Annotated in this window: 23 protein-coding genes; 5 read left to right on the top strand and 18 right to left on the bottom strand. The window is 63.6% G+C overall.

The genetic code is table 11. From position 1 onward, the window contains the following. Positions 1 to 5: 5 nt before the first annotated feature. From fliP to fliF, 4 genes are read right to left on the bottom strand one after another with little or no spacing between them, the layout of a single operon-like run. Entirely contained in the window at positions 6 to 842 is an 837-nt protein-coding gene (gene fliP, locus ACGYLO_RS09205; protein WP_271689286.1) for a flagellar type III secretion system pore protein FliP, read from the bottom strand. Further along, entirely contained in the window at positions 829 to 1,278 is a 450-nt protein-coding gene (locus tag ACGYLO_RS09210) for a FliM/FliN family flagellar motor switch protein (RefSeq protein ID WP_271689287.1), read from the bottom strand. The genes fliP and ACGYLO_RS09210 overlap by 14 nt, the downstream gene beginning before the upstream one ends. Next, positions 1,265 to 1,927 carry a FliH/SctL family protein gene (locus ACGYLO_RS09215; RefSeq protein WP_271689288.1) on the bottom strand — a complete coding sequence of 221 codons (663 nt, stop codon included), beginning with the start codon at positions 1,925 to 1,927 and terminating at the stop codon, positions 1,265 to 1,267. The genes ACGYLO_RS09210 and ACGYLO_RS09215 overlap by 14 nt, the downstream gene beginning before the upstream one ends. Next, a complete protein-coding gene (gene fliF, locus ACGYLO_RS09220) occupies positions 1,924 to 3,627 on the bottom strand; it encodes a flagellar basal-body MS-ring/collar protein FliF (RefSeq protein WP_271689289.1) in 1,704 nt (567 codons plus the stop codon). Before fliF ends, ACGYLO_RS09215 begins: the two co-directional genes overlap by 4 nt. Positions 3,628 to 3,809: 182 nt before the next feature. Between fliF and fliL the strand changes: the two genes are divergently transcribed. The 4 genes from fliL to ACGYLO_RS09240 are packed head-to-tail and all read left to right on the top strand — an operon-like array spanning position 3,810 to position 6,295. Further along, on the top strand, positions 3,810 to 4,343 hold the full coding sequence (fliL, locus tag ACGYLO_RS09225; RefSeq protein ID WP_271689290.1) for a flagellar basal body-associated protein FliL: 534 nt from the start codon (positions 3,810 to 3,812) through the stop codon (positions 4,341 to 4,343). After that, positions 4,340 to 5,287, top strand: coding sequence for a flagellar motor switch protein FliM (locus tag ACGYLO_RS09230; RefSeq protein ID WP_271689291.1), 948 nt, complete (start codon positions 4,340 to 4,342; stop codon positions 5,285 to 5,287). Before fliL ends, ACGYLO_RS09230 begins: the two co-directional genes overlap by 4 nt. Then, entirely contained in the window at positions 5,268 to 5,669 is a 402-nt protein-coding gene (locus ACGYLO_RS09235) for a flagellar motor switch protein (protein ID WP_271689292.1), read from the top strand. Before ACGYLO_RS09230 ends, ACGYLO_RS09235 begins: the two co-directional genes overlap by 20 nt. After that, positions 5,666 to 6,295, top strand: a complete 630-nt coding sequence (locus ACGYLO_RS09240) for a MotE family protein (RefSeq protein ID WP_271689293.1) — start codon at positions 5,666 to 5,668, stop codon at positions 6,293 to 6,295. Before ACGYLO_RS09235 ends, ACGYLO_RS09240 begins: the two co-directional genes overlap by 4 nt. A gap of 7 nt (positions 6,296 to 6,302) precedes the next feature. On the opposite strand, the gene flhB is transcribed toward ACGYLO_RS09240, so the two are convergent. From flhB to flgB, 8 genes are read right to left on the bottom strand one after another with little or no spacing between them, the layout of a single operon-like run. Beyond that, positions 6,303 to 7,421 carry a flagellar biosynthesis protein FlhB gene (gene flhB, locus ACGYLO_RS09245; protein WP_271689294.1) on the bottom strand — a complete coding sequence of 373 codons (1,119 nt, stop codon included), beginning with the start codon at positions 7,419 to 7,421 and terminating at the stop codon, positions 6,303 to 6,305. Between the two features lie 3 nt (positions 7,422 to 7,424). Then, on the bottom strand, positions 7,425 to 8,180 hold the full coding sequence (locus ACGYLO_RS09250; RefSeq protein WP_394376398.1) for a flagellar biosynthetic protein FliR: 756 nt from the start codon (positions 8,178 to 8,180) through the stop codon (positions 7,425 to 7,427). Between the two features lie 2 nt (positions 8,181 to 8,182). Next, entirely contained in the window at positions 8,183 to 10,267 is a 2,085-nt protein-coding gene (gene flhA, locus ACGYLO_RS09255) for a flagellar biosynthesis protein FlhA (RefSeq protein WP_271689295.1), read from the bottom strand. After that, the gene (locus ACGYLO_RS09260) at positions 10,264 to 11,097 is read right to left on the bottom strand and encodes a lytic transglycosylase domain-containing protein (protein ID WP_271689296.1); all 834 of its coding nucleotides are present in this window, start codon (positions 11,095 to 11,097) and stop codon (positions 10,264 to 10,266) included. Before ACGYLO_RS09260 ends, flhA begins: the two co-directional genes overlap by 4 nt. Beyond that, on the bottom strand, positions 11,094 to 11,363 hold the full coding sequence (fliQ, locus tag ACGYLO_RS09265; protein WP_067630399.1) for a flagellar biosynthesis protein FliQ: 270 nt from the start codon (positions 11,361 to 11,363) through the stop codon (positions 11,094 to 11,096). Before fliQ ends, ACGYLO_RS09260 begins: the two co-directional genes overlap by 4 nt. Before the next feature lie 3 nt (positions 11,364 to 11,366). Beyond that, positions 11,367 to 11,699, bottom strand: a complete 333-nt coding sequence (locus tag ACGYLO_RS09270; RefSeq protein WP_271689297.1) for a flagellar hook-basal body complex protein FliE — start codon at positions 11,697 to 11,699, stop codon at positions 11,367 to 11,369. 12 nt (positions 11,700 to 11,711) lie between these two features. Continuing rightward, entirely contained in the window at positions 11,712 to 12,122 is a 411-nt protein-coding gene (gene flgC / locus ACGYLO_RS09275; RefSeq protein ID WP_067261031.1) for a flagellar basal body rod protein FlgC, read from the bottom strand. Between the two features lie 9 nt (positions 12,123 to 12,131). Then, on the bottom strand, positions 12,132 to 12,536 hold the full coding sequence (gene flgB / locus ACGYLO_RS09280; RefSeq protein WP_271689298.1) for a flagellar basal body rod protein FlgB: 405 nt from the start codon (positions 12,534 to 12,536) through the stop codon (positions 12,132 to 12,134). 70 nt (positions 12,537 to 12,606) lie between these two features. Here flgB and ACGYLO_RS09285 point away from each other — a divergent pair, with 70 nt between their 5' ends. Beyond that, positions 12,607 to 13,947, top strand: coding sequence for a FliI/YscN family ATPase (locus ACGYLO_RS09285; RefSeq protein ID WP_271689299.1), 1,341 nt, complete (start codon positions 12,607 to 12,609; stop codon positions 13,945 to 13,947). 163 nt (positions 13,948 to 14,110) lie between these two features. Here the strand turns inward: ACGYLO_RS09285 and ACGYLO_RS09290 are convergent, their stop codons facing one another. From ACGYLO_RS09290 to ACGYLO_RS09315, 6 genes are all read right to left on the bottom strand, one after another. Further along, positions 14,111 to 15,259, bottom strand: coding sequence for a lytic murein transglycosylase (locus tag ACGYLO_RS09290; protein ID WP_271689300.1), 1,149 nt, complete (start codon positions 15,257 to 15,259; stop codon positions 14,111 to 14,113). A gap of 117 nt (positions 15,260 to 15,376) precedes the next feature. Beyond that, the gene (locus ACGYLO_RS09295) at positions 15,377 to 15,841 is read right to left on the bottom strand and encodes a CreA family protein (protein WP_271689301.1); all 465 of its coding nucleotides are present in this window, start codon (positions 15,839 to 15,841) and stop codon (positions 15,377 to 15,379) included. Positions 15,842 to 15,894: 53 nt separating this feature from the next. Then, positions 15,895 to 17,619: a SulP family inorganic anion transporter gene (locus tag ACGYLO_RS09300; protein WP_276154464.1), complete on the bottom strand. Its 1,725-nt coding sequence runs from the start codon at positions 17,617 to 17,619 to the stop codon at positions 15,895 to 15,897. A gap of 50 nt (positions 17,620 to 17,669) precedes the next feature. Further along, positions 17,670 to 18,587, bottom strand: a complete 918-nt coding sequence (locus tag ACGYLO_RS09305; protein WP_271689303.1) for an MBL fold metallo-hydrolase — start codon at positions 18,585 to 18,587, stop codon at positions 17,670 to 17,672. Beyond that, on the bottom strand, positions 18,584 to 19,027 hold the full coding sequence (locus ACGYLO_RS09310) for a YeeE/YedE family protein (protein WP_271689304.1): 444 nt from the start codon (positions 19,025 to 19,027) through the stop codon (positions 18,584 to 18,586). The genes ACGYLO_RS09305 and ACGYLO_RS09310 overlap by 4 nt, the downstream gene beginning before the upstream one ends. Position 19,028: 1 nt before the next feature. Beyond that, entirely contained in the window at positions 19,029 to 19,463 is a 435-nt protein-coding gene (locus tag ACGYLO_RS09315; RefSeq protein WP_271689305.1) for a YeeE/YedE family protein, read from the bottom strand. Positions 19,464 to 19,484 lie beyond the last annotated feature (21 nt).

The raw sequence follows: 19,484 nt of genomic DNA on the forward strand, positions 1-19,484 counted from the left end.
GCAGGTCAGCCACCGGCAAGCGGCACATAGCTTTCAATCAGCGATCCCGCCAGCATGTACCAACCGTCGATCAGCACAAAGAAGATCACCTTGAACGGCAAGGAGATGAGTACCGGGGGCAGCATCATCATCCCCGCGCTCATCAAGACCGAGGCGACGATAAGGTCGATGGCGACGAAGGGCAGGTAGATCAGAAAACCGATGGTAAAGGCGCGGCGCAGTTCCGAGATCATGAAGGCCGGAACGAGATGGCGGAAGGTGGCCTCTTCCGCCGAGGCGGGCAGGGGGCTTTCTTCTGCCTCTTCATCCGCGGGCGCGATGCGCAGGAACAGGGCGTAGTCTTCGGGCCGCGTGTTGACGTACATGAAGGTCTTGAAGGGCGCGGCGATCCGCTCCAGCGCCTGTTCCTCGGCGATGGCGTTTTCCAACAGCGGCTCGACCCCGGCCTCATAGGCGTCCTCGAACACCGGCTGCATGACGAAGAAGGTCATGAAGAGCGCCAGCGAGGTCAGCACGATATTGGGCGGGGTCTGGTTCAGCCCAAGGGCCGAGCGCAGCATCGACAGGACAATGACAAAGCGGGTGAAGCTGGTCATCACCACCAAAAGCCCCGGCGCGATGCTGAGCACGGTGACCAGCGCGATGAACTGGACGATCCGACCTGAGAGGTTGGCGTTCTCATCACTGCCCGGCGCGGTGTCGCCAATCACATCCGAAAGCGTGCTGAGAAATCCGCCATCTTGGGCCACGGCCATGCCGCCGCTGGCGAGAAGCACCAGCAGGGCAAGGCCCATCCGGCCCGACGCATGGCTGCGCAGAGAGGGGCGGTCAGTCAGGGACATAGTCCTTGACGATCTGTGTCAGGGACACGCCAAGCCGGTCTTCACCGACCTTCACGAGATCACCGCGCGCCACCAGACGGTCAGAGACCATAAGGTCCACCGGTGCGCCGATCTTGCGGTTCAACTCCACGATAGAGCCTCGGGTGAGTTCCAGCAGGCGCGAAATCGGCATACGGGCCTGGCCCAGCACGATCTGCACATCGAGGCCGACGTTCAGCATCGCGTTGATGCCCGCGCCGCCCGCCTCGGGGCGGGGGGCCAGCGCGTTGCGCGAGTCTTCGGTGTCGAGCTGCGGGAAGACGCCCGCATCATCGCCGCCCGCGCTGGCGGCGTTGCCAAAGGCATCGGCGCGCGGTTGCTCTGGCGTGGCGTCAGGCGTTTTGCCGTCTGCGGCGTTGTTGTCGTCTCGGGGGGATTGCAGGTCAGGCTTGTCCATTTCCGTCCTTCTCCTTTTGTGCTTTCAGCGCCCGCGCATGGGTGTCGCGCAATTCGGCGAGCAGGCGGTCGCAAATCTTTTTGAACCCGTAATCAAGGTTGCCGTGGTCCCATTCCATGCGCGCATCGCCATCGGGCAGTTCGGGATCGGCCCGCAGGTCCAGCACGCTGTCGCATTTGTAATAGACCGCCCGTTGCCGCAGCTCGGGGCCGATCTGATCCAGCGTGGCGGGCGACAGGCGCACTTTGATATGGCTCGACCCGATGGCCATTTTCAGCGATTGGGTCACGGTCTTTTTCACCCGCGCGGTCGAGAGGCGTTCGATCACCTCAGGCAGGACGATCTCGCAGGTTTGTAGGGTAAAGCCCACGATCTGCGCCATCAGCGCTTCTTGATGGGCCTGCATCGCCTGTGCCAACCGCGCCAGTTCCTGCGCGAGCTTTTCGGCCATAGCGGCATGTTCGGCCTGCATGGTCTGATGCATCTCGGCGCGGCCCGCATCGGCCCCGGCCAGATAGCCTTCGATATGGCCCTGTTTATGGGCCTTCTTGATCTTCGCTTCGATCTCTTCGGGGGTGGGCAGCGCCGGGTCTTGCGGCTTGCTCTTGCCGTCTTCGTCGAAGTTCTGAAGCTTGAGGCTCGTGATCACAGATCATCCCCTTCCGACAGCCATTCGCCCAGAACGCGCAGGGCGTCATCGGTGTTGTCCTCAGCCAGTTCGGCCACGGCGCGCAATTGGCTGTGCTGAACCGCCCCCTCGACCGAGGCGAGATGCACCATGTCGCGGGGCATTTCATCCATCGGGCCAAGCACCGCACCGGTCTGTGCCCCCGCCGGGGTGGGCAGGCGGTTTTGCGGCGTCTCTTTCTGGGTGCCGCCGGTCAGCGCCTTGGGCGCGTTGTCTTCCTCGGGGCCGTCCAGCAGCGCCGCGTCGGCCCCGGCACCAGCCAGTGCGGGCTGTGGCAGGGTGGCATCCAGCACCATGCGCAACGGGCGGGCGCCCAGCACCATGATGATTGCCACCAGCGCCAAGGCAAAGAGCGAGCGCAGGATGGTCATGGCGTTGTCCGCGAGCACCGCACCCAAGCCACGGCTGGCGGGGTTGCTGAACTCGGAATCGAAATCGAGGAATTGCAGACTGTCGACCTGCACCTGATCGCCCCGGGCCTGATCAAAGCCGATGGCCGTGCTGACCAGCTGTGTCAGGCGCGCCATCTCCTCGGGGCTGCGCTCGATATAGCCTTCGGAGCCATCGGGCAGGGTGCCATAGCTGCCGTTGACCAGCACCGCGACCGAGATACGCTCAATATCGCCCGGCTCGCGCACCAATTCGCTCTGAACCGAGCCGATCTCGTAGTTGATGATCTCGTCATTCTCAGAGCGGGTGGATTGGCCCGCGCCGCCGCCCGCATCGTCGCGCAGCTCATCGGGGATGTTGTTGGCCACATCCACCGTGGCCGCCGCCGGATCGGTTTCATTGGAGTTGCGCACGCGGGTCTCAATCGACCGGGCGACCTGCTGGGCGGGATCGAAGCTGCGCGAGACGCGGACTTCGCGTTCGGTCGTCAGATCGACGCTGACCCGCACGCGGGCATTGCCCGGCCCAACCCGGGCGTTGAGGATCGATTCAACCTTTTGTGCCAGTTGCTCTTCGATCATGCTGCGCTGCCCTTGCAGCGAGAAGTCTGAGCTGCCGCCTTCGTCCTTGGCCAGGATCGTCTCGCCGGAGGCCGACAGGACGGTCACGTTCTGCGCTTCCAAGTCCGCCACGGCGGAGGCCACTAGCGCTTGGATCGCCTGCGCCTGACGGCGGGTCATGCTGGTATTGGCCTGCGACCGCACGATGACCGAACCGCTGGCCTCGGCCCGGCTGCGCGAAAAGGCGGCGCGTTCGGGCAGCACCAGATGCACCCGCGCGGCCTTGATGCCGCTGATCGTCTGGATCGACCGGGCCAGCTCACCTTCCAGCGCGCGCAGGCGGTTCACCTTTTGCATGAAGGAGTTCATCCCCATGCCGGACATATTGTCGAAAATCTCCCACCCCGGGACGCCTTCGCCGGGCAGCCCCGCATCGGCCAGCGCCATGCGGGCGCGGGCGATGTCGGTCTCGGCGACCGAGATGGTATCGCCGTTGCGCGACAGATCGACCGTCAGCCCCGCCTGTTCCAGCGTCTGCATCATCTGCGAGGCGGTGCCGGGGCTCAACTGGCTGTAGACCGGGACATAGGTGGGGGCGAGGATGGTCCGCGCGCCGATGAAGATGGCCGCGGTGATCGCCAGACCGATGCCACCGAGAAGAGCCAGCCGCTTTGGACCCAAATCCTTAAGGTTTTCAACGATCTGATTCACGGCCCCTCACTCGGTTGTATGGTCCGAGCATTCTCCACTCGGCCCTCACTATGCAAGCATATATCGATTTATACTTGGCCGATCCGAAAAATAAACAGGTTTCTGTTGCAATAAAGCTTGTTTGAAGATGTATTTGTTCTTGCATGTGGCGCTTCGCGCGGGATCCGATTAAGAGTGAAAGAATGAAAAAGCCTCTCGCTATCCTTGCTGTCGTCTTGCTCTGCCTTCTTGCGGGTCTGGGTGGGGTCACGCTGGCCATCGGGCCTGCGGGGTTGCTTGAAATGGCCGGGCTGGGGGGGGAGGAAACCGCCGAAGAGACCGTGGAGACGGCTGAGAACGATCACGGCGAGAAGGGCGGCGAAGACGGCCACGGCGCAAAGCCCAAGACCGAAGTCAAAATGCCGGTCATGCCTTTTCCTGAGATCATCGTGAACGTCACCGACACCGGCCCGCAGGGCGGGCAGACCAGCCGCTTTCTCAAGCTCAACATGCTGATGGTCTATGACGAAACCGCCGAGGGCGCGGACCGGCTGATTGCGCGTGAGATTTACCTGCGCGACAGCTTCCAAGACTTCCTGCGCCAGTTGCATGTCAGCGATCTGTCGGGCAGCTATGGGCTGGCGATGCTAAAGACCGAACTGCTGCGCCGGGCGCGGGCGGTGGGGCACACCGACGCGCCGCATGAAATCCTGATTGCCGATATGGTGGTGCAATGACGATAGCGGCCTCCCCCGATGCGCTGAGCCTCGAAGAGACGATGATCCGTCAGGCGCGCGAAAGCTTCCAGCGCCTGCCCACGCTTGAGATCATCATCGACCGTCTGCTGTTGGCGCTGGTGCCCGACCTCAAATCCTATTGCACCGTCGCCCCCGAGATCGAGCTGAGCTCGCTCGAATACATGCCCTATGAGGACGCGATGGAGAGCATCCAGTCGCCCTCGCTCATCGCCATTGCCAATGCGGAAAGCTGGGGCAGCCAGATCGCCTGTGTGGTCGAGCCTGACCTCCTGTTTTCGGTCCTTGAGATCATGCTGGGTGGCCGGCGCGCCACCAGCCAGCAATGGAAACCGCGCGGGTTGACCGCGATCGAGCAGAAACTGGGCCGCAGGCTGGCGGAACTGTCGCTCAAAGGTCTGGCGCAATGTTTGACCGATGTCAGCCCCGTGCAATTCGACATCCAGTCGCTGGAGTCCAACCCCCGGTCGGTCATGCTGGCCGCGCCGCGTACGGCGACGGTGCTGGTCCGCTTGCATATGCAATTCGAAGACCGCAGCGGCCATATGGCGCTGGTCTTGCCCTATGGCACGCTGGATGAGGTCAGCGCCCAGCTTGCGCAGCCCTTCCTTGGCGGGCGTTCGCCGACCGACAGCAATGCGCGCAAGGATATGAACAGCCAGATCTCCAGCACCACCGTCACCATTACCGGCGTGCTGCAGCAGGTGACGATCCCGCTGCATGAGGTGCTGGAATGGAAGCCCGGTCAGGTGATCGATCTGGGCATGACCGTCGATACCCCCGTGGTCGGCATGGTGAATGCCCAGCCGATGTTCCAAGCGGCCTTTGGCCAGCGCAGCAACGGCGCTTTGGCGCTGCGGGTGATCCAATCCTTGCTCCCTAAGGAAAATCAGGAGGACAGCGACGATGATGCCGGCCTTGATTGATATCCTCATCATCGTGCTGCTGGTCGGCACGCTGGTCTATGCCTTTATCCTCGACCGCCGCGTTCGCGCCTTGATGGCGACCCTGAAAGAGATGGAGCCGATGGTCGGGGCCTTTTCTAACGCGGTCGATCAATCGGCGAAATCGGTCGAAGACCTGCGTGACCTTAGCACCAAGGTACAGCGCCCCGAGCCGCCAGTGCAGCGCGAGGCGACGCCACCCCGCGCAGCCGCGGCTGAACCCGCCCCCACAGGGCAAAGCCCGGCCCAGATGCGCGCCGCGCGGCTCAAGGGCCGTGCGCAGGTCCGGGGTCAAGCAGCGGTACAGGGCAAATCCGAACTGGTCCGCACCTTTTTCGACATCACCAAGGAGCGTAAGGAATGAGCCGTATTTCCCTGCCCAAGATCGCGCTTTTTGGCCTTGGCGTGGCTGGTGTGCTCAAACTCACGGTTGAGTTCATGCCGATGATGGCCATCGCCGAAACCCCCGATGACACGCCCCCGGTCCCTGTTGAGCTTGCCGCCGCCCCCGCGCCGCCCAGCTATGATGCCAGCGGCCCGGGCGAGAGCGGCATGTGCGAGCCAAGCCATCTGATTGCCGAAGCCATCGCCGAAGAGCGGGCCCTGCTGAAAGAGCAGCGCGACACGATTGCCGACCGCGAAGCCAAGCTTGCGCTGGCCGAACAGAGCCTCAAGGCCGAACAGACCCGCCTCGCCAGTCTGCGCGACGAGATCGGCGCGCAGCTCAAGGTGATCGAAGAGGCGAACAATCAGGACATGACCAAACTGGTCGAACTTTACCGCAACATGAAGCCGCAGGTCGCGGCGGGCATCATGGATGAGATCGACGTGGAGACCGCCGTGCAGGTCATCGGTGCCATGCCCGAACGGGACGCGGCGCAGATCATGGGTTCGTTCAGCCTTGTCCGGGCGCGGTTGATCACGAAAATCCTGCTGGAACGCTCCAAACTGCCCGCCGACCGCAACCTTGAAGGGCTGCGCCTGCGCTGAGCGCGCATCACTCCTCGCGGATTGACGACCCGGCAGGGGGCTTGCGGCGCACATTGCGGCGCAGGTCCATGACAAAGCCGATGATCTCGGCCACGGCCTGCCAATGCTCCATCGGGATGCGGTCGTCGACCTCCACCGCCGCGTGGAGGGCGCGGGCCAACGGGCGGTTCTCGATCATCGGAATGTCGTGTTCCTTGGCCAACTCGCGGATGCGTTGGGCCATGACATCGGCCCCTTTGGCCACGCAGACCGGCACGTCATCGACGCCCTGTTCATATTTCAGCGCCACGGCGTAATGGGTCGGGTTGGTCAGGATCACGCTGGCATTGGGGATGGCCTGCGCGATGCGCTGGCGGGCACGGGCGCGGCGCAATTCGGCGCGGCGGCCCTTGATCTGCGGGTCACCCTCGCTGTCTTTATGCTCGTCGCGGATCTCCTTGAGGCTCATCATCTGTTTCTTTTTCCACTGCGCCCGCTTCCAGATGATGTCGGCGATGGCGATGGGCACCAGAAGCACGGTGGTGACCAGAAAAATCCAGCGCACCTTTTGCAGGGTCGCTTGCAGCAGCGTCTCGGGGATGAAAGCCTGCGTCTGGCCCAGTGACTGCGCGATGTCGCGCACGGCCCATACGGTGATGAAACCGATCACCAGCACCTTGGCCGTATTCTTGGCAAACTCCACGAAAGCCTCGGCCGAGAACAGCCGTTTGAACCCCGACAGCGGGTTCAGCTTGGAAAACTTCGGTTTGATCCGCTCGGCCGAGACGACGGTCTCGCCTTGGATCAACACGCCGAAAAGGGCTGCCAGCACCATGATCCCCACCACCGGCATCATCGCCAGCCCCAGCGTAAAGCCGAGCGATTTCAACACTTGGCCCGCTTCTGCAACACCAGTGCCGCCGGTGCCGATGGCGGTGACGCCGGCCCCCAAAAGGGGGCTTTGCAGCGCCGCCACGATCCCGTCGATCGAGGCGGGCAGCACGAAGATCAGGATCATCAGCAGGGCAAAGACCAGCATCGCGGTGCCGGTCTCGCGCGATTGCGGCACGTCGCCTTTCTTGCGCGCGTCTCGGAGCTTTTTCTCCGTCGGCTCTTCGGTCTTACTGCTCTTGTCCTCTTCCGACATGGGCTAGAATCCGTAGGTGGTGAGCCAATTCGCGAAAGGCTCAAGAAACCCGCGCATCATGGTCGGAACCGCCAGCACCATCAAGGCCAGCCCGGCGGCGATCAGCAGGGGCTGGGCGATAAAGAAGACCTGAAGGCTCGCCATCATGCGGTTGGCCAGACCCATCCCGACGTTCAGCACGAGACCCGCCACATAGAAGGGCCCCGCGATGGACAGGCCGAGGTAGAGGCTCACTTGCGTCGCGCGGGCAAACTGATCGGTCAGATCGGCCAACATGAAGGTGCCGGGCACGAAAACCTGATAGGACATCAACAGCGATTCAATGATCAGGTGGTGCAGGTCGGTGATGAATATCAGCGCCGTGGCCCCGATCAACAGCATCGCCGCCATAGAGGTCGCCCCCTCGAAAGCGCCAATGTTCGGGGCCAAAGCGTTCGCCAGCCCCGACATCAACGCCATCTGATAGCCCGCAAATTGCAGCGCCGAAAGCAGCGTGCGCGCCACCAGTCCAATCCAAAGCCCCACGGTGATCTCAGAGCCAAAGATCAACAGCAGCGCGGCGGGGCGATCCTCGGCCACCGGGCCGAGGCCGGTCACGGGATAGAGCGCGGCGCTCAGGATCAGGCCAAAGAACAACCGATGCCGCATCGGCACCGAGGTCTCCCCGAACCCCGGCATGAACACAAGCGCGCTGCCGATTCGGGCGAAAACGACGAAATACCCCATCAGGGCGTCGGTCAGGAGGGCCGAAAGGTCCATCCCTAGCCCCCGATGGTGGCGACGGTCCGCAGGGATACCTTGCGATGAATTTCGGCGTTGGAGATCACCGGCGTCATCGGGCTGACCCGCTCCAGCATGGAGCGCACATAGGACCGCGCCTCGGGGTTGACCATCAGCGCGGGCCAACTGTCTTCCGAGGCGAAGCGCTGGATCTGCTGGCGCGCTTGCAGCACGAATTCCTGCACCCGTTTGGGCGACATGACAAAGGTGCGGTCCTCGCCCACGATCTTGACCGCTTCGATGAACTCCGCCTCCCATGAGGGCGACAGGGTGATGACCGGCACGAAGCCCTGCCCATCGGCCAGCCCTTGGCAAATCTGGCTCGACAGGCGGCGGCGCACGTTCTCCAGCACCAGCGCGGGCTTGGAAGTCTGGCGCGTCGCCTCGGCCATCGCCTCGACGATCAGCGGCAGATTGCGGATCGAGACGCGTTCAAGCAGCAGTTCCTGCAAGACTTGCTGCACCAGAATGGCGGGGGAGGGGACAGGCAGGTCGTTGACCAGCTTTTGATAGTTCCGGTCCAACCCCTCGATCGCCTCCTTCGCTGCACCATAGGTCAGCAGTTCCGACATGTTCTCTTTGACGACTTCGGTCAGATGGGTGGTGATCACGCTTTCCGGGTCCACCACCGTATAGCCCTGTGCCTCGGCCTGATCGGCGACCTTGCTGTCGACCCAAAGCGCATCGAGCCCGAACGTCGGCTCGCGCGTGGCCTCACCCGGCAGTTGCAGCGGCGCGCCTTCGGGGTTGATCACCATCATCTGGTTGGCGCGGATGTCACCCTTGGCTGCGTCGACGCCGTGGATTTGGAAGGCGTAGCTGTTGATCGGCAGGCTCACGTCATCCTTGATCCGCACCGAGGGCATGGGAAAGCCGAATTCCTCGGCGAAATGTTTGCGCAGGGATTTGATCTTGCTCGGCAGTGCCGCATCGGGGCGGTTGGCCAGCGCCACCAGCCCTTCGCCCAGCACCAGCCGCAGCTCGTCCAGATGCATCGGATTGTTGTCGACCTCCGGCATCTCCTGCTTTTTCTGCGCCTCGGCATCGGCCTTCGCCTTGGCCTCAGCCGCCTCGGCCGCGCCGCGCTGGATGACCACGCCCAAGCCCACCATGGCCGCGGCCAGAAGGGCAAAGACCAGCAGCGGAAAGCCGGGCAAAAGACCGATGCCAAAGAGCAGCAGAGCGGCCATGTAAAGCGCCTTGGGGAAGTTCGAAAGCTGATCGAACACCGCCTCATTGGCGGCCCCTCGCGTGCCGCCCTTGGTCACGATCAGACCGGCGGCGAGCGAGACGACAAGCGCCGGAATTTGGCTCACCAGCCCGTCCCCGATGGTCAGCGAAGTGAAGACGTTGAAGGCATCGCCCACGCCCATGCCGCGCTGAACGACGCCGATGAGGATGCCGCCGATCACATTGATCAGCGTGATGATCAGCCCCGCCACCGCATCGCCGCGCACGAATTTCGAGGCACCGTCCATCGCGCCGAAGAAAGCGCTTTCGTCCTCAAGCTCCTTGCGGCGGCGGCGGGCCTCGTCTTCGTCGATCAGCCCCGCGCCCATATCGGCGTCGATCGCCATCTGCTTGCCCGGCATCGCATCCAGCGAGAACCGCGCGGCAACCTCGGCGATACGGGTCGAGCCCTTCGTAATCACGACGAAGTTGATGATCACGAGAATGGCAAAGATCACCACGCCGATAACGAAATTCCCCGCCACGATGAACTTGGAGAACCCTTGGATCACATCCCCCGCCGCATGCATCCCTGCATGGCCTTCGCTGAGGATCAGCCGGGTTGAGGCCACGTTCAGCGACAGCCGCAGCATGGTGGTGACGAGCAGCAGCGTCGGGAAAGAGTTGAACTGCAAGGGTGACGGAATCCAAAGCGCCACCATGAAGATCAGCACCGAGAGCGAGAGCGACAGCGCCAGCCCGAAATCCAACAGGATCGGCGGCAGCGGCAGGAACAGCACCGCCAGCACCAGCGCCATGCCGACGGCAAAGCTCACGTCCTTATTGGCGCCAAACATGCTCAGTTGCGGCAGGAGGGTATTGGGTTTCGTGCTCATCCCGCATCCTCCGCCCGGACGGTGGTGAACTGCGGCAGGACCGGCTGCATCTCATGGGCCGAGTAGAGCGAACGCCGCGCGTTCGCCGCCCCGCCGATCTGCGCGCCCCATGTGGCCTTGGCCGCCAAACGATCATAGCTGCCCGCATCGCGCCGCGCCGCTTTGCGCGGGCGGGCGGGGGCAGGGCTGGCACTGGCCAGCGCCTGAAACTCCGGCAGCCGCGCATTGGCGGCGGAAATGTTCTTTTGCAGCCGGTCGAGGTAGGTATCGCGGTATTCCGGCTCAAAGGAATGATACGAGCCCGCCGCCTGCAGCCAACTGCCCGTGCGCCGATGCAAGCGCTTAAGGAAGCGCGCCGCGTAATCCACATTCACCCGCGGATCGAACCCTTGGGCGGGGCTGTCAAAAGCATCCGGGTGCCAGCGCATGTTGATCTGCATACAGCCCACGTCGATCGAGCGGATGCCGCTTGCCTGACGCTCTGCAATCCAATCCAGCGCGGCAGTGCGGCTGTCGAACAGCCGCCCTTCGCCCGCGGCGTTGACCGCATAGGGCCAGACGGTGAAATGCCCGTTGCGGCGGGTGCCCGCCTCTTGCAGGCCGATGGCCAGCAGCAGATTGTCGGGGATGCCATGCCGGGTTTGGGCGGCGAGGATCTCGCGGATGCAGACGCCTTCGGGCCCGCCCTTGGCGGCCAGCGTCCGCGCAGTTTTGGTTACCGCATTTTTCTGCGATGGCTCGTAGAATGACCCCCAGCCTTGGGCGAGTGCAGGGGTGGCAAGCACCGCCCCCAGCAGCGCCGCGCGGGCCATATGCCAAAGCGCTCTCACAGCCCACCGTTCTGCACGAGGTCAAAGACTGTATCCGACAGGTTCTTCAGCGTGGCATACATAAACGGCGTCGCCGCCAGCAGGGTGACAAAGATCATCACGATCTTGGGCACGAAGGTCAGCGTCATTTCCTGAATCTGCGTGAGCGCTTGAAAGAACGCGATCACCAGACCAATCGCCAGCGCCACCCCCAACACCGGACCCGAGGCCAGAAGCACGGCCCAGACGGTAGCAGAGATGATGTCATAGGTCTGGGTTTCGGTCATGGCCTAGATCGGCATCCGCAGAATTTCCTGATAGGCTTCGACAAAGCGGTCGCGCACGGAGACGGCCACTTTGACGGTGGATTCCATCGCCAGCATGGCTTCGACCACCTGCTGGGTATCCGCCTCACCGCGCAGCCCGGCTTGGGCCACGGCTTCGCCCTCACGCACCGTTTCCAGCGCGCTTTCCGAGGCTTGCTGCACCATATTGGTGAAACTATTGGCGCTGGCGCCTGTCTCTTCGGCGATGGCTTCGCCCTTTTGCGCCGTCAGCGATTGCGAGGTGCGATAGGCACCGCGAACCGCGGCGGTCGAGATCAGGGAGGCGGGATCGCTCATCTCAGGTCAGCCTCACTTCAGCAGGTCGAGCATCTGACCGCGCATCCGGCGGCCCGACTCGAACATGTTCATATTGGCCTCATAATTGCGCGAGGCTTCGCGCATGTTGGCCATCTCGATGATCGGATCGACATTGGGGCGTTTGACATAGCCGGTTTCATCCGCCGCCGGATGCGCCGGGTCATAATCGCGGCGAAAGGGGGATTGGTCGCGCCCGATACGGTCGACCTCCACCAAGGAGCCGCCGCCATTGCGGTCAATCAACTCTGAGAAACTGATGGTCTTGCGGCGAAAGGGATCGGCGCCGGGCGTGGTGCCCGTTGAATCGGCATTGGCCACGTTTTCCGAGATCACCCGCAAACGCGCGGTCTGCGCGGTCATCCCGCTGGCGGCGATTTTGGCGATGGACTGAAGCGGATCCATGAGCTTCCCTTACCTGTTTCCGGTGACGGCCATGGTCAGCATGTCATAGCTTTTGCGGTAAAGCTGTGCGGCCAACCTATAGTGATCGCCGATCTCGGCGGCCTTCACGGCCTGTTCTTCGAGGTTCACGGTATTGCCATCCAAGGTCGTGCCCTTGGCGTATCCGTCCGTCACCTCGCGCACGCCGGGCGTGCCATGGGCGACACCGGTGAAATGTTTGTCATGGGTGGTCACCAGCCCGGTGTCGCGCGACAACTCGCCGCTGAGCATCGATTCAAAGGACGATACATCGCGCGCCTTGTAGTTCGGGGTCGAGGCATTGGCGACGTTTTCAGACACGACCTTCTGCCGGGCCGAGAGCCACTGCATCCGGTCCGACGCAAGTCCAAGAATAGAAAGATTAGACAAGTTCATTTTTTTGCCTATAGCCTGTTTAATCCTTGTATAGTAAATATTGCCCCGCGCTCCTAGAGGAAATTTATCCATGCAGACACTCTTTTCCGAGCTGACCAGTTTCGCCCGCGAGGCAGGCGAGGCCGAGATCACCGGCGAAGTGCGCGCGATCACCGGCATCACGCTGACCGCCGTGGGGCTGGAGCGGGTCTTGGGGATCGGCGAGCGCTGCATCGTGCATGGCTCCGACGGGCCGGTCCATGCCGAGGTGGTGGGGCTGGGCAGTCACGGCACGGAATTGCTCCCCTTCGGCTCATGGCGCGGGGTGGCGGCGGGCGACCGGGTCGAGGTCGCGATTGGCCGCGATGTGATCCGCCCCGATGAAAGCTGGAAGGGCCGGGTGATCAGCGCCTCGGCGACCCCGCTCGACGGGAAAGGACATCTGCCCGAGGGCAACGACCCCCGCCCGCTGCGCGCCGCCCCGCCGGGCGCTTTCGACCGCAAGCGCATCGGGCCGAAACTCGCGACCCATGTCCGCGCGCTGGATGTTTTCACGCCGCTTTGTCAGGGCCAGCGCTTGGGCATTTTCGCCGGCTCCGGCGTCGGGAAATCGACGCTCATGGCCATGCTGGCACGCTATACGGGCTGCGACGTGGTGGTCATGGCGCTGGTCGGCGAACGCGGACGCGAGGTGCAGGATTTCATCTCGACCGACCTCGGCCCCGAGGGGATGGAAAAGGCGGTTCTTGTTGTCGCCACGGGCGATGAGCCGCCGCTGACCCGCCGCCAAGCCGCTTGGACCGCCATGGCCGTGGCCGAACATTTCCGCGATCAGGGCCAACATGTGCTCCTCTTGATGGACAGCGTCACCCGCTTCGCCATGGCGCAGCGCGAAATCGGCCTCGCCTCGCGCGAACCGCCCACCGCCAAGGGCTATCCGCCGACGGTTTTCTCGGAGCTTCCGCAGATGCTGGAGCGCGCCGGGCCGGGGCCGGTGGGTAAGGGGGATATTACCGCGATTTTCACCGTTTTGGTGGATGGCGACGACATGAACGACCCCATCGCCGATGCCGTGCGCGGGATCACCGACGGGCATATCGTGCTCGACCGCAAGATCGCCGAAAAGGGCCGCTACCCGGCGATTGACCTGCTGGCGAGCGTCTCTCGAACGTTGCCGGATTGCCACAGTGATGTGGAATATACGCTGCTCACCGCCGCCCATAAGGCGCTGGCGGCCCATGCGGATATGGAAGAATTGATCCGCATCGGGGCCTACCGCGCGGGCAGCAACCCCGAGCTTGACCGCGCCATCGCCTTTGCCGGACCTTGCGAGGCTTTCCTGAGCCAGCGCAAGGCCGAGCATACCCCGCCGCAATCCTCTTTTGCCGAGGTGGCAGGGATGCTCGACCGGGCAGGCATCAGCCCGGGCTGAGCTTTACCGCAGATTGAACTTCTAGGGTCGCCCGGCTGCAGGCCGGGCAGCGCCGACCCGCCCCCCTGGGGCGGCGCTGCCCTTCGTGGTATAAAAAAATCTCGCCCCGATTGCCTCGCCGCCACCCCCAGCGTGGAGGGTGGGAAAGGCCGACCTACGTCGCCTACTGCAACCGGCGCAGCAACTCGACCGAAGGTTCACCCGTCGCGGGCAGGCCCGCGCTGGCCTGATAGGCGCTGATCGCCTTGCGGCTGTTCGGCCCGATCACCCCATCCGCGCCATCGGTATCGAACCCCCGCGCGGTCAGCCGTTGCTGCAACGCGATCCGGTCGTCCTTGGTCAGCCCATTAGCATCGGGCGGGAAGCTGCCGCGCAGCGGCCCGCCGCCCGCGATGCGATCCGCCAGATGGCCCACGCCAATCGCATAGCTGTCGGAGTTGTTGTAGCGTTTCAACGCGCGGAAGTTGCTGGTCACCACGAACTGCGGCCCGCCCGCCTGCGGCTGGATCACCGACCCCGCGCTGGCGGGAAGACTGCCCAACTCACCGCCCCATTTCAGCCCCCGCGTCCAGCCGTTGCGCGACAGATATGCGGCGGTGGAGGCCAGCGCATCGCTGGGGTCTTCCGACCAGATATCGCGCCGCCCGTCGCCGGTGAAATCCACCGCGAAGGCTTGGTAAGAGGTGGGGATGAACTGCGTATGCCCCATTGCCCCGGCCCAAGACCCGGTCAGCCGGTCGGCAGTGATGTCGCCGTTTTGCAGGATCTTCAGCGCCGCGATCAACTGCTTTTCAAAGAACGCCCCGCGCCGACCATCATAGGCCAATGTCGAGGTGGCTGAGACGACAGGCACATTGCCACGCCGTTCGCCAAAGAAGCTCTCCAGCCCCCAGACCGCCGCGACGATCTCTGCCGCGACGCCGTAGCGGTTTTCGATCGCGCTTAGGGTGCTGCGGTGCCGTGCGAAGGCGGCGCGCCCCTTGGAAACACGCTCGTCCGAGGCCGCGATGGCAAGGTAGTCTTCCAGACTGCGGCTGAATTCCGTCTGGTTGCGGTCCCGCTTGACCACGCCGGGCAAATAGCCCGTGCCGCGGAACCCGCGGGCCAAAGTGCTGGCCGAAATCCCCTGTGCAGTGGCACGGTTTTTGAAAGCCGCGACCCATGCGTCATAGCCCGCGTTGGGCACGGGGCGCAGATCGTCCGGCACCCCCGCCGCCGCCGCGGGGCCAAGCGCGCCGCCCCCGGTCGAACAGGCCGAGGTCAGCCCCAATGCGGCAAGGCCGAATGCGAATGTTCTGCGTGAATGTCTCATAAAACCTGCCTGTCGCTGCGTTCTTGCCTTTTGCACAGCATATCGCAGGCAGGTCGCCCGACAAGGCGGGATCGCCCCTATGGCAAGGCTTTGCCTAAGAAATTGACGCGGCTGGCTTTACTGACCGGGCTGGTACAAAGGCACCGTCGACATCGACATCTTGGCCGAACCGTCCTGCACCCGTTGACTGTGGCTGATGTAGATCAGCGTGTTGTTCTCTTCGTCGAAAATACGCTTGACCTTCAGGGTCTTGAAGATGATCGAGCGGCGCTCGCTAAAGACATTCTCACCTTCGTCGCCACGGTCAATGTCACCAATCTCAATCGGGCCGGTCTGGCGGCAGGAGATCGAAGAGTTCGACGGGTCTTCGAACCAATTGCCCTTTTGCAGCCGGTCGATCAGCCCGCGTTCGAAAAAGGCCAGATGGCAGGTCACGCCCTTCACCTTGGGGTCGGCCACGGCTTCGACAATGATGTCATTGCCCAGCCAATCCACATCCACCTTGCCGACCTCTTCGGCGCTGGCAGTGGTGGCGAAAATACTGGCGGAGAGGGCGGCGGCGCGGGCAAATGTCTTATTCATGGCAGGCAAACGCGCAGCGGGCGGCGCGGTTCCCGAAAATTCGCACGGTGGCCTCACCGCCGGGATTTGGCCAGCGCGCAGGCCGCCTCATGCTGGCTGAGAAAGACCTCCCCGGTCAGCTCGTCAAGGAAATGACTGCGTTTCAGCCGGTCCATCACCGGGCCTTTCACCTCGCTCAAGTGCAGGCGAATATCGGCATCCCGCAGCCGCGTGTTGATCGCTTCGAGCGATTCCAGCGCCGAGAGGTCGATTTCATTCACCGCGGGGAACATCAGCACCACATCCGTGAGGTCAGGCTTATCGGCGGCATATTGCGCCAGCTGATCCTCCAAGAACCGCGCATTGGGAAAATAGAGGCTTTCGTCCACCCGCAGGCTCAGCACGTGTGGCTGGGTCTCAACCTCATGCCGCAGCACATTGCGGAAATGCTCGGTCCCCGGCACCCGGCCCACCACGGCCATATGCGGGCGGGAGGTCTTGTAAAGATGCACGAGGATCGAAGTCACGACGCCCGCGCTCACCCCGGCTTCGACGCCGAAGATCAGCGTCAGCAGGATCGTCACGCTGACGGCGGCGAAATCGGCGTGGCTGAAGGCCCAAGCGCGTTTCAGGATTGAGAAGTCGACGAGGCTCAGCACCGCGACGATGATCGTGGCGGCCAGCGTGGCTTTGGGCAGGTAGTGGATGAGCGGCGTCAGAAAAAGCGCCGCCAGCGCCAGCCCGGCGGCAGTGAAAGCGCCTGCGGCAGGGGTCTCGGCGCCCGCGTCGAAGTTCACCACCGAGCGCGAGAAGCCCCCGGTGACCGGAAAGCCGCCGGTAAAGGCCGCGCCAAGGTTGGCGCTGCCGAGGCCGATCAACTCCTGATCCGGGTCGATCCGCTGGCGTTTCTTTGCGGCCAAGGTCTGCGCCACGCTGATGCTCTCGACAAAGCCGATGACCGAGATCAGCAGCGCCGGGACGAAGAGTTGCGCCAGCAGGTCGGGGGAGAAGGAGGGCAGGGTGAGCGGCGGCAGGCTCTGCGGCACTTCCCCCACGATCGCAACACCCCGCGCACCCAGATCGAAGCCCCAGACCGCCAGCGTCGTGGCCAAGATCGCCAGCACCGGCCCGGTTTTGGCCCCGATATCCGCCATCTGCGGCCCCAGCCCCATGCGCCGCAGCAGCGGTTTCAGTCCGCCGCGCACCCAGAACAGGAAGGCCGTGGCGGCCAAGCCCAAGCCGAGGGTGATGACATTGACCTCCCCCAGATGCGCCCAGAGGCTCGACAGGATCTGCGGCAGGGTATGCCCCTCGGCCTCGATCCCCAGAATATGCCGCAACTGGCTGGCGGCGATCAGGATGCCGGAGGCGGTGATGAAGCCCGCGATCACCGGGTGCGACAGGAAATTCGCCAGAAACCCCAGCCGAAACAGCCCAAGCGCCAGCAGCATCGCACCCGACAGAAAGGCCAGCGTCAGCGCCGCCGTGACATAGCCCGCCGTGCCGCTCTGCGCGATCTCGCCCACTGCCGCCGCCGTCATCAGCGAGACCACGGCCACCGGCCCCACCGCCAGCGCGCGGCTGGTGCCAAAGATGGCGTAGAGCACGATGGGCGCGATGGAGGCATAGATCCCGGCCTCGGGCGGCATCCCCGCCAAAAGCGCATAGGCCAGCGATTGCGGGATCAGCATGATCGTCACGATCACCGCCGCGATCATATCCCCGGTGAACTGGCCGCGGTCATAGCGCCGCCCCCAGTCGAGGATCGGCAGGTAGTGCGAAAGCGAAGGGAGAGGCATGGGCGGCGATCCGTCAGATAGGGGCGGCCCCAAGGGGCCGCCCGGTTGGCTCAATCGAAACGGTTTACGGGCAGTTTCAGGTAGTGATGGCCATCATCCTCCGCCGGGGGCAGTCGGCCGCCGCGCAGGTTGATCTGCAATGCGGCGAGGATGCGGTTGGGCAGCGACAGGGTCGCGTCGCGTTTCTGGCGGCGCTCGATGTAGTCCTCGCGCTTGGTGCCATCCTTGACGTGGATGTTATGGGCGCGGTGCTCGTCCACCGTGGCCTCCCACCGGGGCTCATCGCGCTCATCGGTGCCGTAGTCATGGCCGATGTAAAGCCGCGTGTCGCCGGGCAGGGCGAGGATGTCTTGGATCGAGTCCCACAACTCCTCAGTCGTGCCGCCGGGGAAATCCGACCGCGAGGTGCCCGCGTCGGGCTGCATCAGCGTGTCATGCACGAAGGCCGCATCGCCACAGACATAGGTGATCGACCCCAGCGTATGCCCGGGCGACAGCATCACCTTGGCGTCAAGCTCGCCGATCTTGAAGGTCTCGCCCTCCTGAAACAGGTGATCAAAATCGCGATCCGGGTCAAAGGCATCGGGCATGTTGTAAAGATCGGCCCAAATCTTGGCGATCTCAGGCACCAGCGCGCCAATAGCGTTGGGCGCGCCCGTACGCTCTTTCAACTGGGCCGAGGCCATGACGTGATCCGCATGGGGGTGGGTATCCAGCACCCATTCCACGGTGAGGCCATTTTCCTTAACCAGATCAAGCACCTGATCCATGCTTTCGGTCGTGAACTTGTAGTTCTTCGGGTCGAAGTTCCACACCACGTCGATCAACGCGGCCTTCTTTGTCGCCGGATCGGCACAGATGTACTGGATCGAGCCGGTGTCAGGCTCATAGATGCCCCAGACATCGGGGCTGCCTGCTCCGGTCGAAGGGGAGTGGCGCACGACGGGTGAATTGAGAGGGTCGCTCATCTGGCTGGTCCTTTCTTGGATTTAGAGGTCAAATTAGGGCTGTGCCGGGCGACCCACATGCCGCCCAGCATGAAGGGGACAAAGATCAAGGTGCCGCTGGCCGCGATGGGCAGGGCGGTCAATGCCGGGCCGGGGCAAAAGCCGCCCAAGCCCCAGCCGATGCCGAAAATCGCGGCGCCGGTTAGCAGTTTCGGCTCAAGGTCGTTGCGGGTGGGAAGGCGGAATTTATGGTCGAAATAGGGGGTCTGACGGCAGCGGAACAGCCATGCGAACCCCGGTGCCGTCACCGCGATGGCGCCGCCCATGACAAAGGCAAGGCTGGGATCCCATGTGCCAAAAACATCGAGGAAGTTCAGCACTTTGGCCGGGTCGGCCATGCCGGAAACGATCAGGCCTATGCCGAACAAAAGGCCGGAGAGCAGGGCAAAGAACTGTTTCATGTCACCCTCCGATCACATGGCGCATGACAAAGACGGTCACGAATGCCGTCGCCATGAAGGTCACCGTCGCCACGATCGACCGCGCCGAGCCTCGGCTGATCCCGCAGACGCCGTGGCCCGAGGTGCAGCCGTTGCCATAGGTCGCGCCAAAGCCGACGAGCAGCCCGGCCACGGCCATCAGGACGGGGTTCGAAGGCACCCATTGCTGCGGCCAGCCACCCGAGGTAATCAACCAAAGCGGCGCCGCGAGCAAAAGCCCCAATACGAAGAAAAACGACACGCCCCGCGCTTCGCCGTCGCTGTCACGCGCGAAAAGCCGAGAGGTCAGCCCGCTGATCCCCGCGATGCGGCCGTTCGTGGCCATCAACAGCACCGCCGAGGCCCCGATCATCGCGCCGCCGCTCAGCGACAGCCATGGTGTGAATTCGGTTTCCATCTCTCAACTCCTTACGGCCCG

Source organism: Sulfitobacter sp. 1A13353 (assembly GCF_043557255.1).
Taxonomy (GTDB): domain Bacteria; phylum Pseudomonadota; class Alphaproteobacteria; order Rhodobacterales; family Rhodobacteraceae; genus Sulfitobacter; species Sulfitobacter faviae.

Excerpts from the sequence above, each read along its gene's own strand:
- flhA (WP_271689295.1), bottom strand. The coding sequence starts at position 10,267 with ATGAGCACGAAACCCAATACCCTCCTGCCGCAACTGAGCATGTTTGGC.
- ACGYLO_RS09290 (WP_271689300.1), bottom strand. The coding sequence starts at position 15,259 with ATGAGACATTCACGCAGAACATTCGCATTCGGCCTTGCCGCATTGGGG.
- fliQ (WP_067630399.1), bottom strand. The coding sequence starts at position 11,363 with ATGACCGAAACCCAGACCTATGACATCATCTCTGCTACCGTCTGGGCC.
- ACGYLO_RS09210 (WP_271689287.1), bottom strand. The coding sequence starts at position 1,278 with ATGGACAAGCCTGACCTGCAATCCCCCCGAGACGACAACAACGCCGCA.
- ACGYLO_RS09295 (WP_271689301.1), bottom strand. The coding sequence starts at position 15,841 with ATGAATAAGACATTTGCCCGCGCCGCCGCCCTCTCCGCCAGTATTTTC.
- fliP (WP_271689286.1), bottom strand. The coding sequence starts at position 842 with ATGTCCCTGACTGACCGCCCCTCTCTGCGCAGCCATGCGTCGGGCCGG.
- flhB (WP_271689294.1), bottom strand. The coding sequence starts at position 7,421 with ATGTCGGAAGAGGACAAGAGCAGTAAGACCGAAGAGCCGACGGAGAAA.
- ACGYLO_RS09240 (WP_271689293.1), top strand. The coding sequence starts at position 5,666 with ATGAGCCGTATTTCCCTGCCCAAGATCGCGCTTTTTGGCCTTGGCGTG.
- flgC (WP_067261031.1), bottom strand. The coding sequence starts at position 12,122 with ATGGATCCGCTTCAGTCCATCGCCAAAATCGCCGCCAGCGGGATGACC.
- ACGYLO_RS09250 (WP_394376398.1), bottom strand. The coding sequence starts at position 8,180 with ATGGACCTTTCGGCCCTCCTGACCGACGCCCTGATGGGGTATTTCGTC.
- ACGYLO_RS09310 (WP_271689304.1), bottom strand. The coding sequence starts at position 19,027 with ATGAAACAGTTCTTTGCCCTGCTCTCCGGCCTTTTGTTCGGCATAGGC.
- ACGYLO_RS09235 (WP_271689292.1), top strand. The coding sequence starts at position 5,268 with ATGATGCCGGCCTTGATTGATATCCTCATCATCGTGCTGCTGGTCGGC.
- ACGYLO_RS09315 (WP_271689305.1), bottom strand. The coding sequence starts at position 19,463 with ATGGAAACCGAATTCACACCATGGCTGTCGCTGAGCGGCGGCGCGATG.
- ACGYLO_RS09230 (WP_271689291.1), top strand. The coding sequence starts at position 4,340 with ATGACGATAGCGGCCTCCCCCGATGCGCTGAGCCTCGAAGAGACGATG.
- ACGYLO_RS09270 (WP_271689297.1), bottom strand. The coding sequence starts at position 11,699 with ATGAGCGATCCCGCCTCCCTGATCTCGACCGCCGCGGTTCGCGGTGCC.
- fliL (WP_271689290.1), top strand. The coding sequence starts at position 3,810 with ATGAAAAAGCCTCTCGCTATCCTTGCTGTCGTCTTGCTCTGCCTTCTT.
- ACGYLO_RS09285 (WP_271689299.1), top strand. The coding sequence starts at position 12,607 with ATGCAGACACTCTTTTCCGAGCTGACCAGTTTCGCCCGCGAGGCAGGC.
- ACGYLO_RS09300 (WP_276154464.1), bottom strand. The coding sequence starts at position 17,619 with ATGCCTCTCCCTTCGCTTTCGCACTACCTGCCGATCCTCGACTGGGGG.
- ACGYLO_RS09305 (WP_271689303.1), bottom strand. The coding sequence starts at position 18,587 with ATGAGCGACCCTCTCAATTCACCCGTCGTGCGCCACTCCCCTTCGACC.
- flgB (WP_271689298.1), bottom strand. The coding sequence starts at position 12,536 with ATGAACTTGTCTAATCTTTCTATTCTTGGACTTGCGTCGGACCGGATG.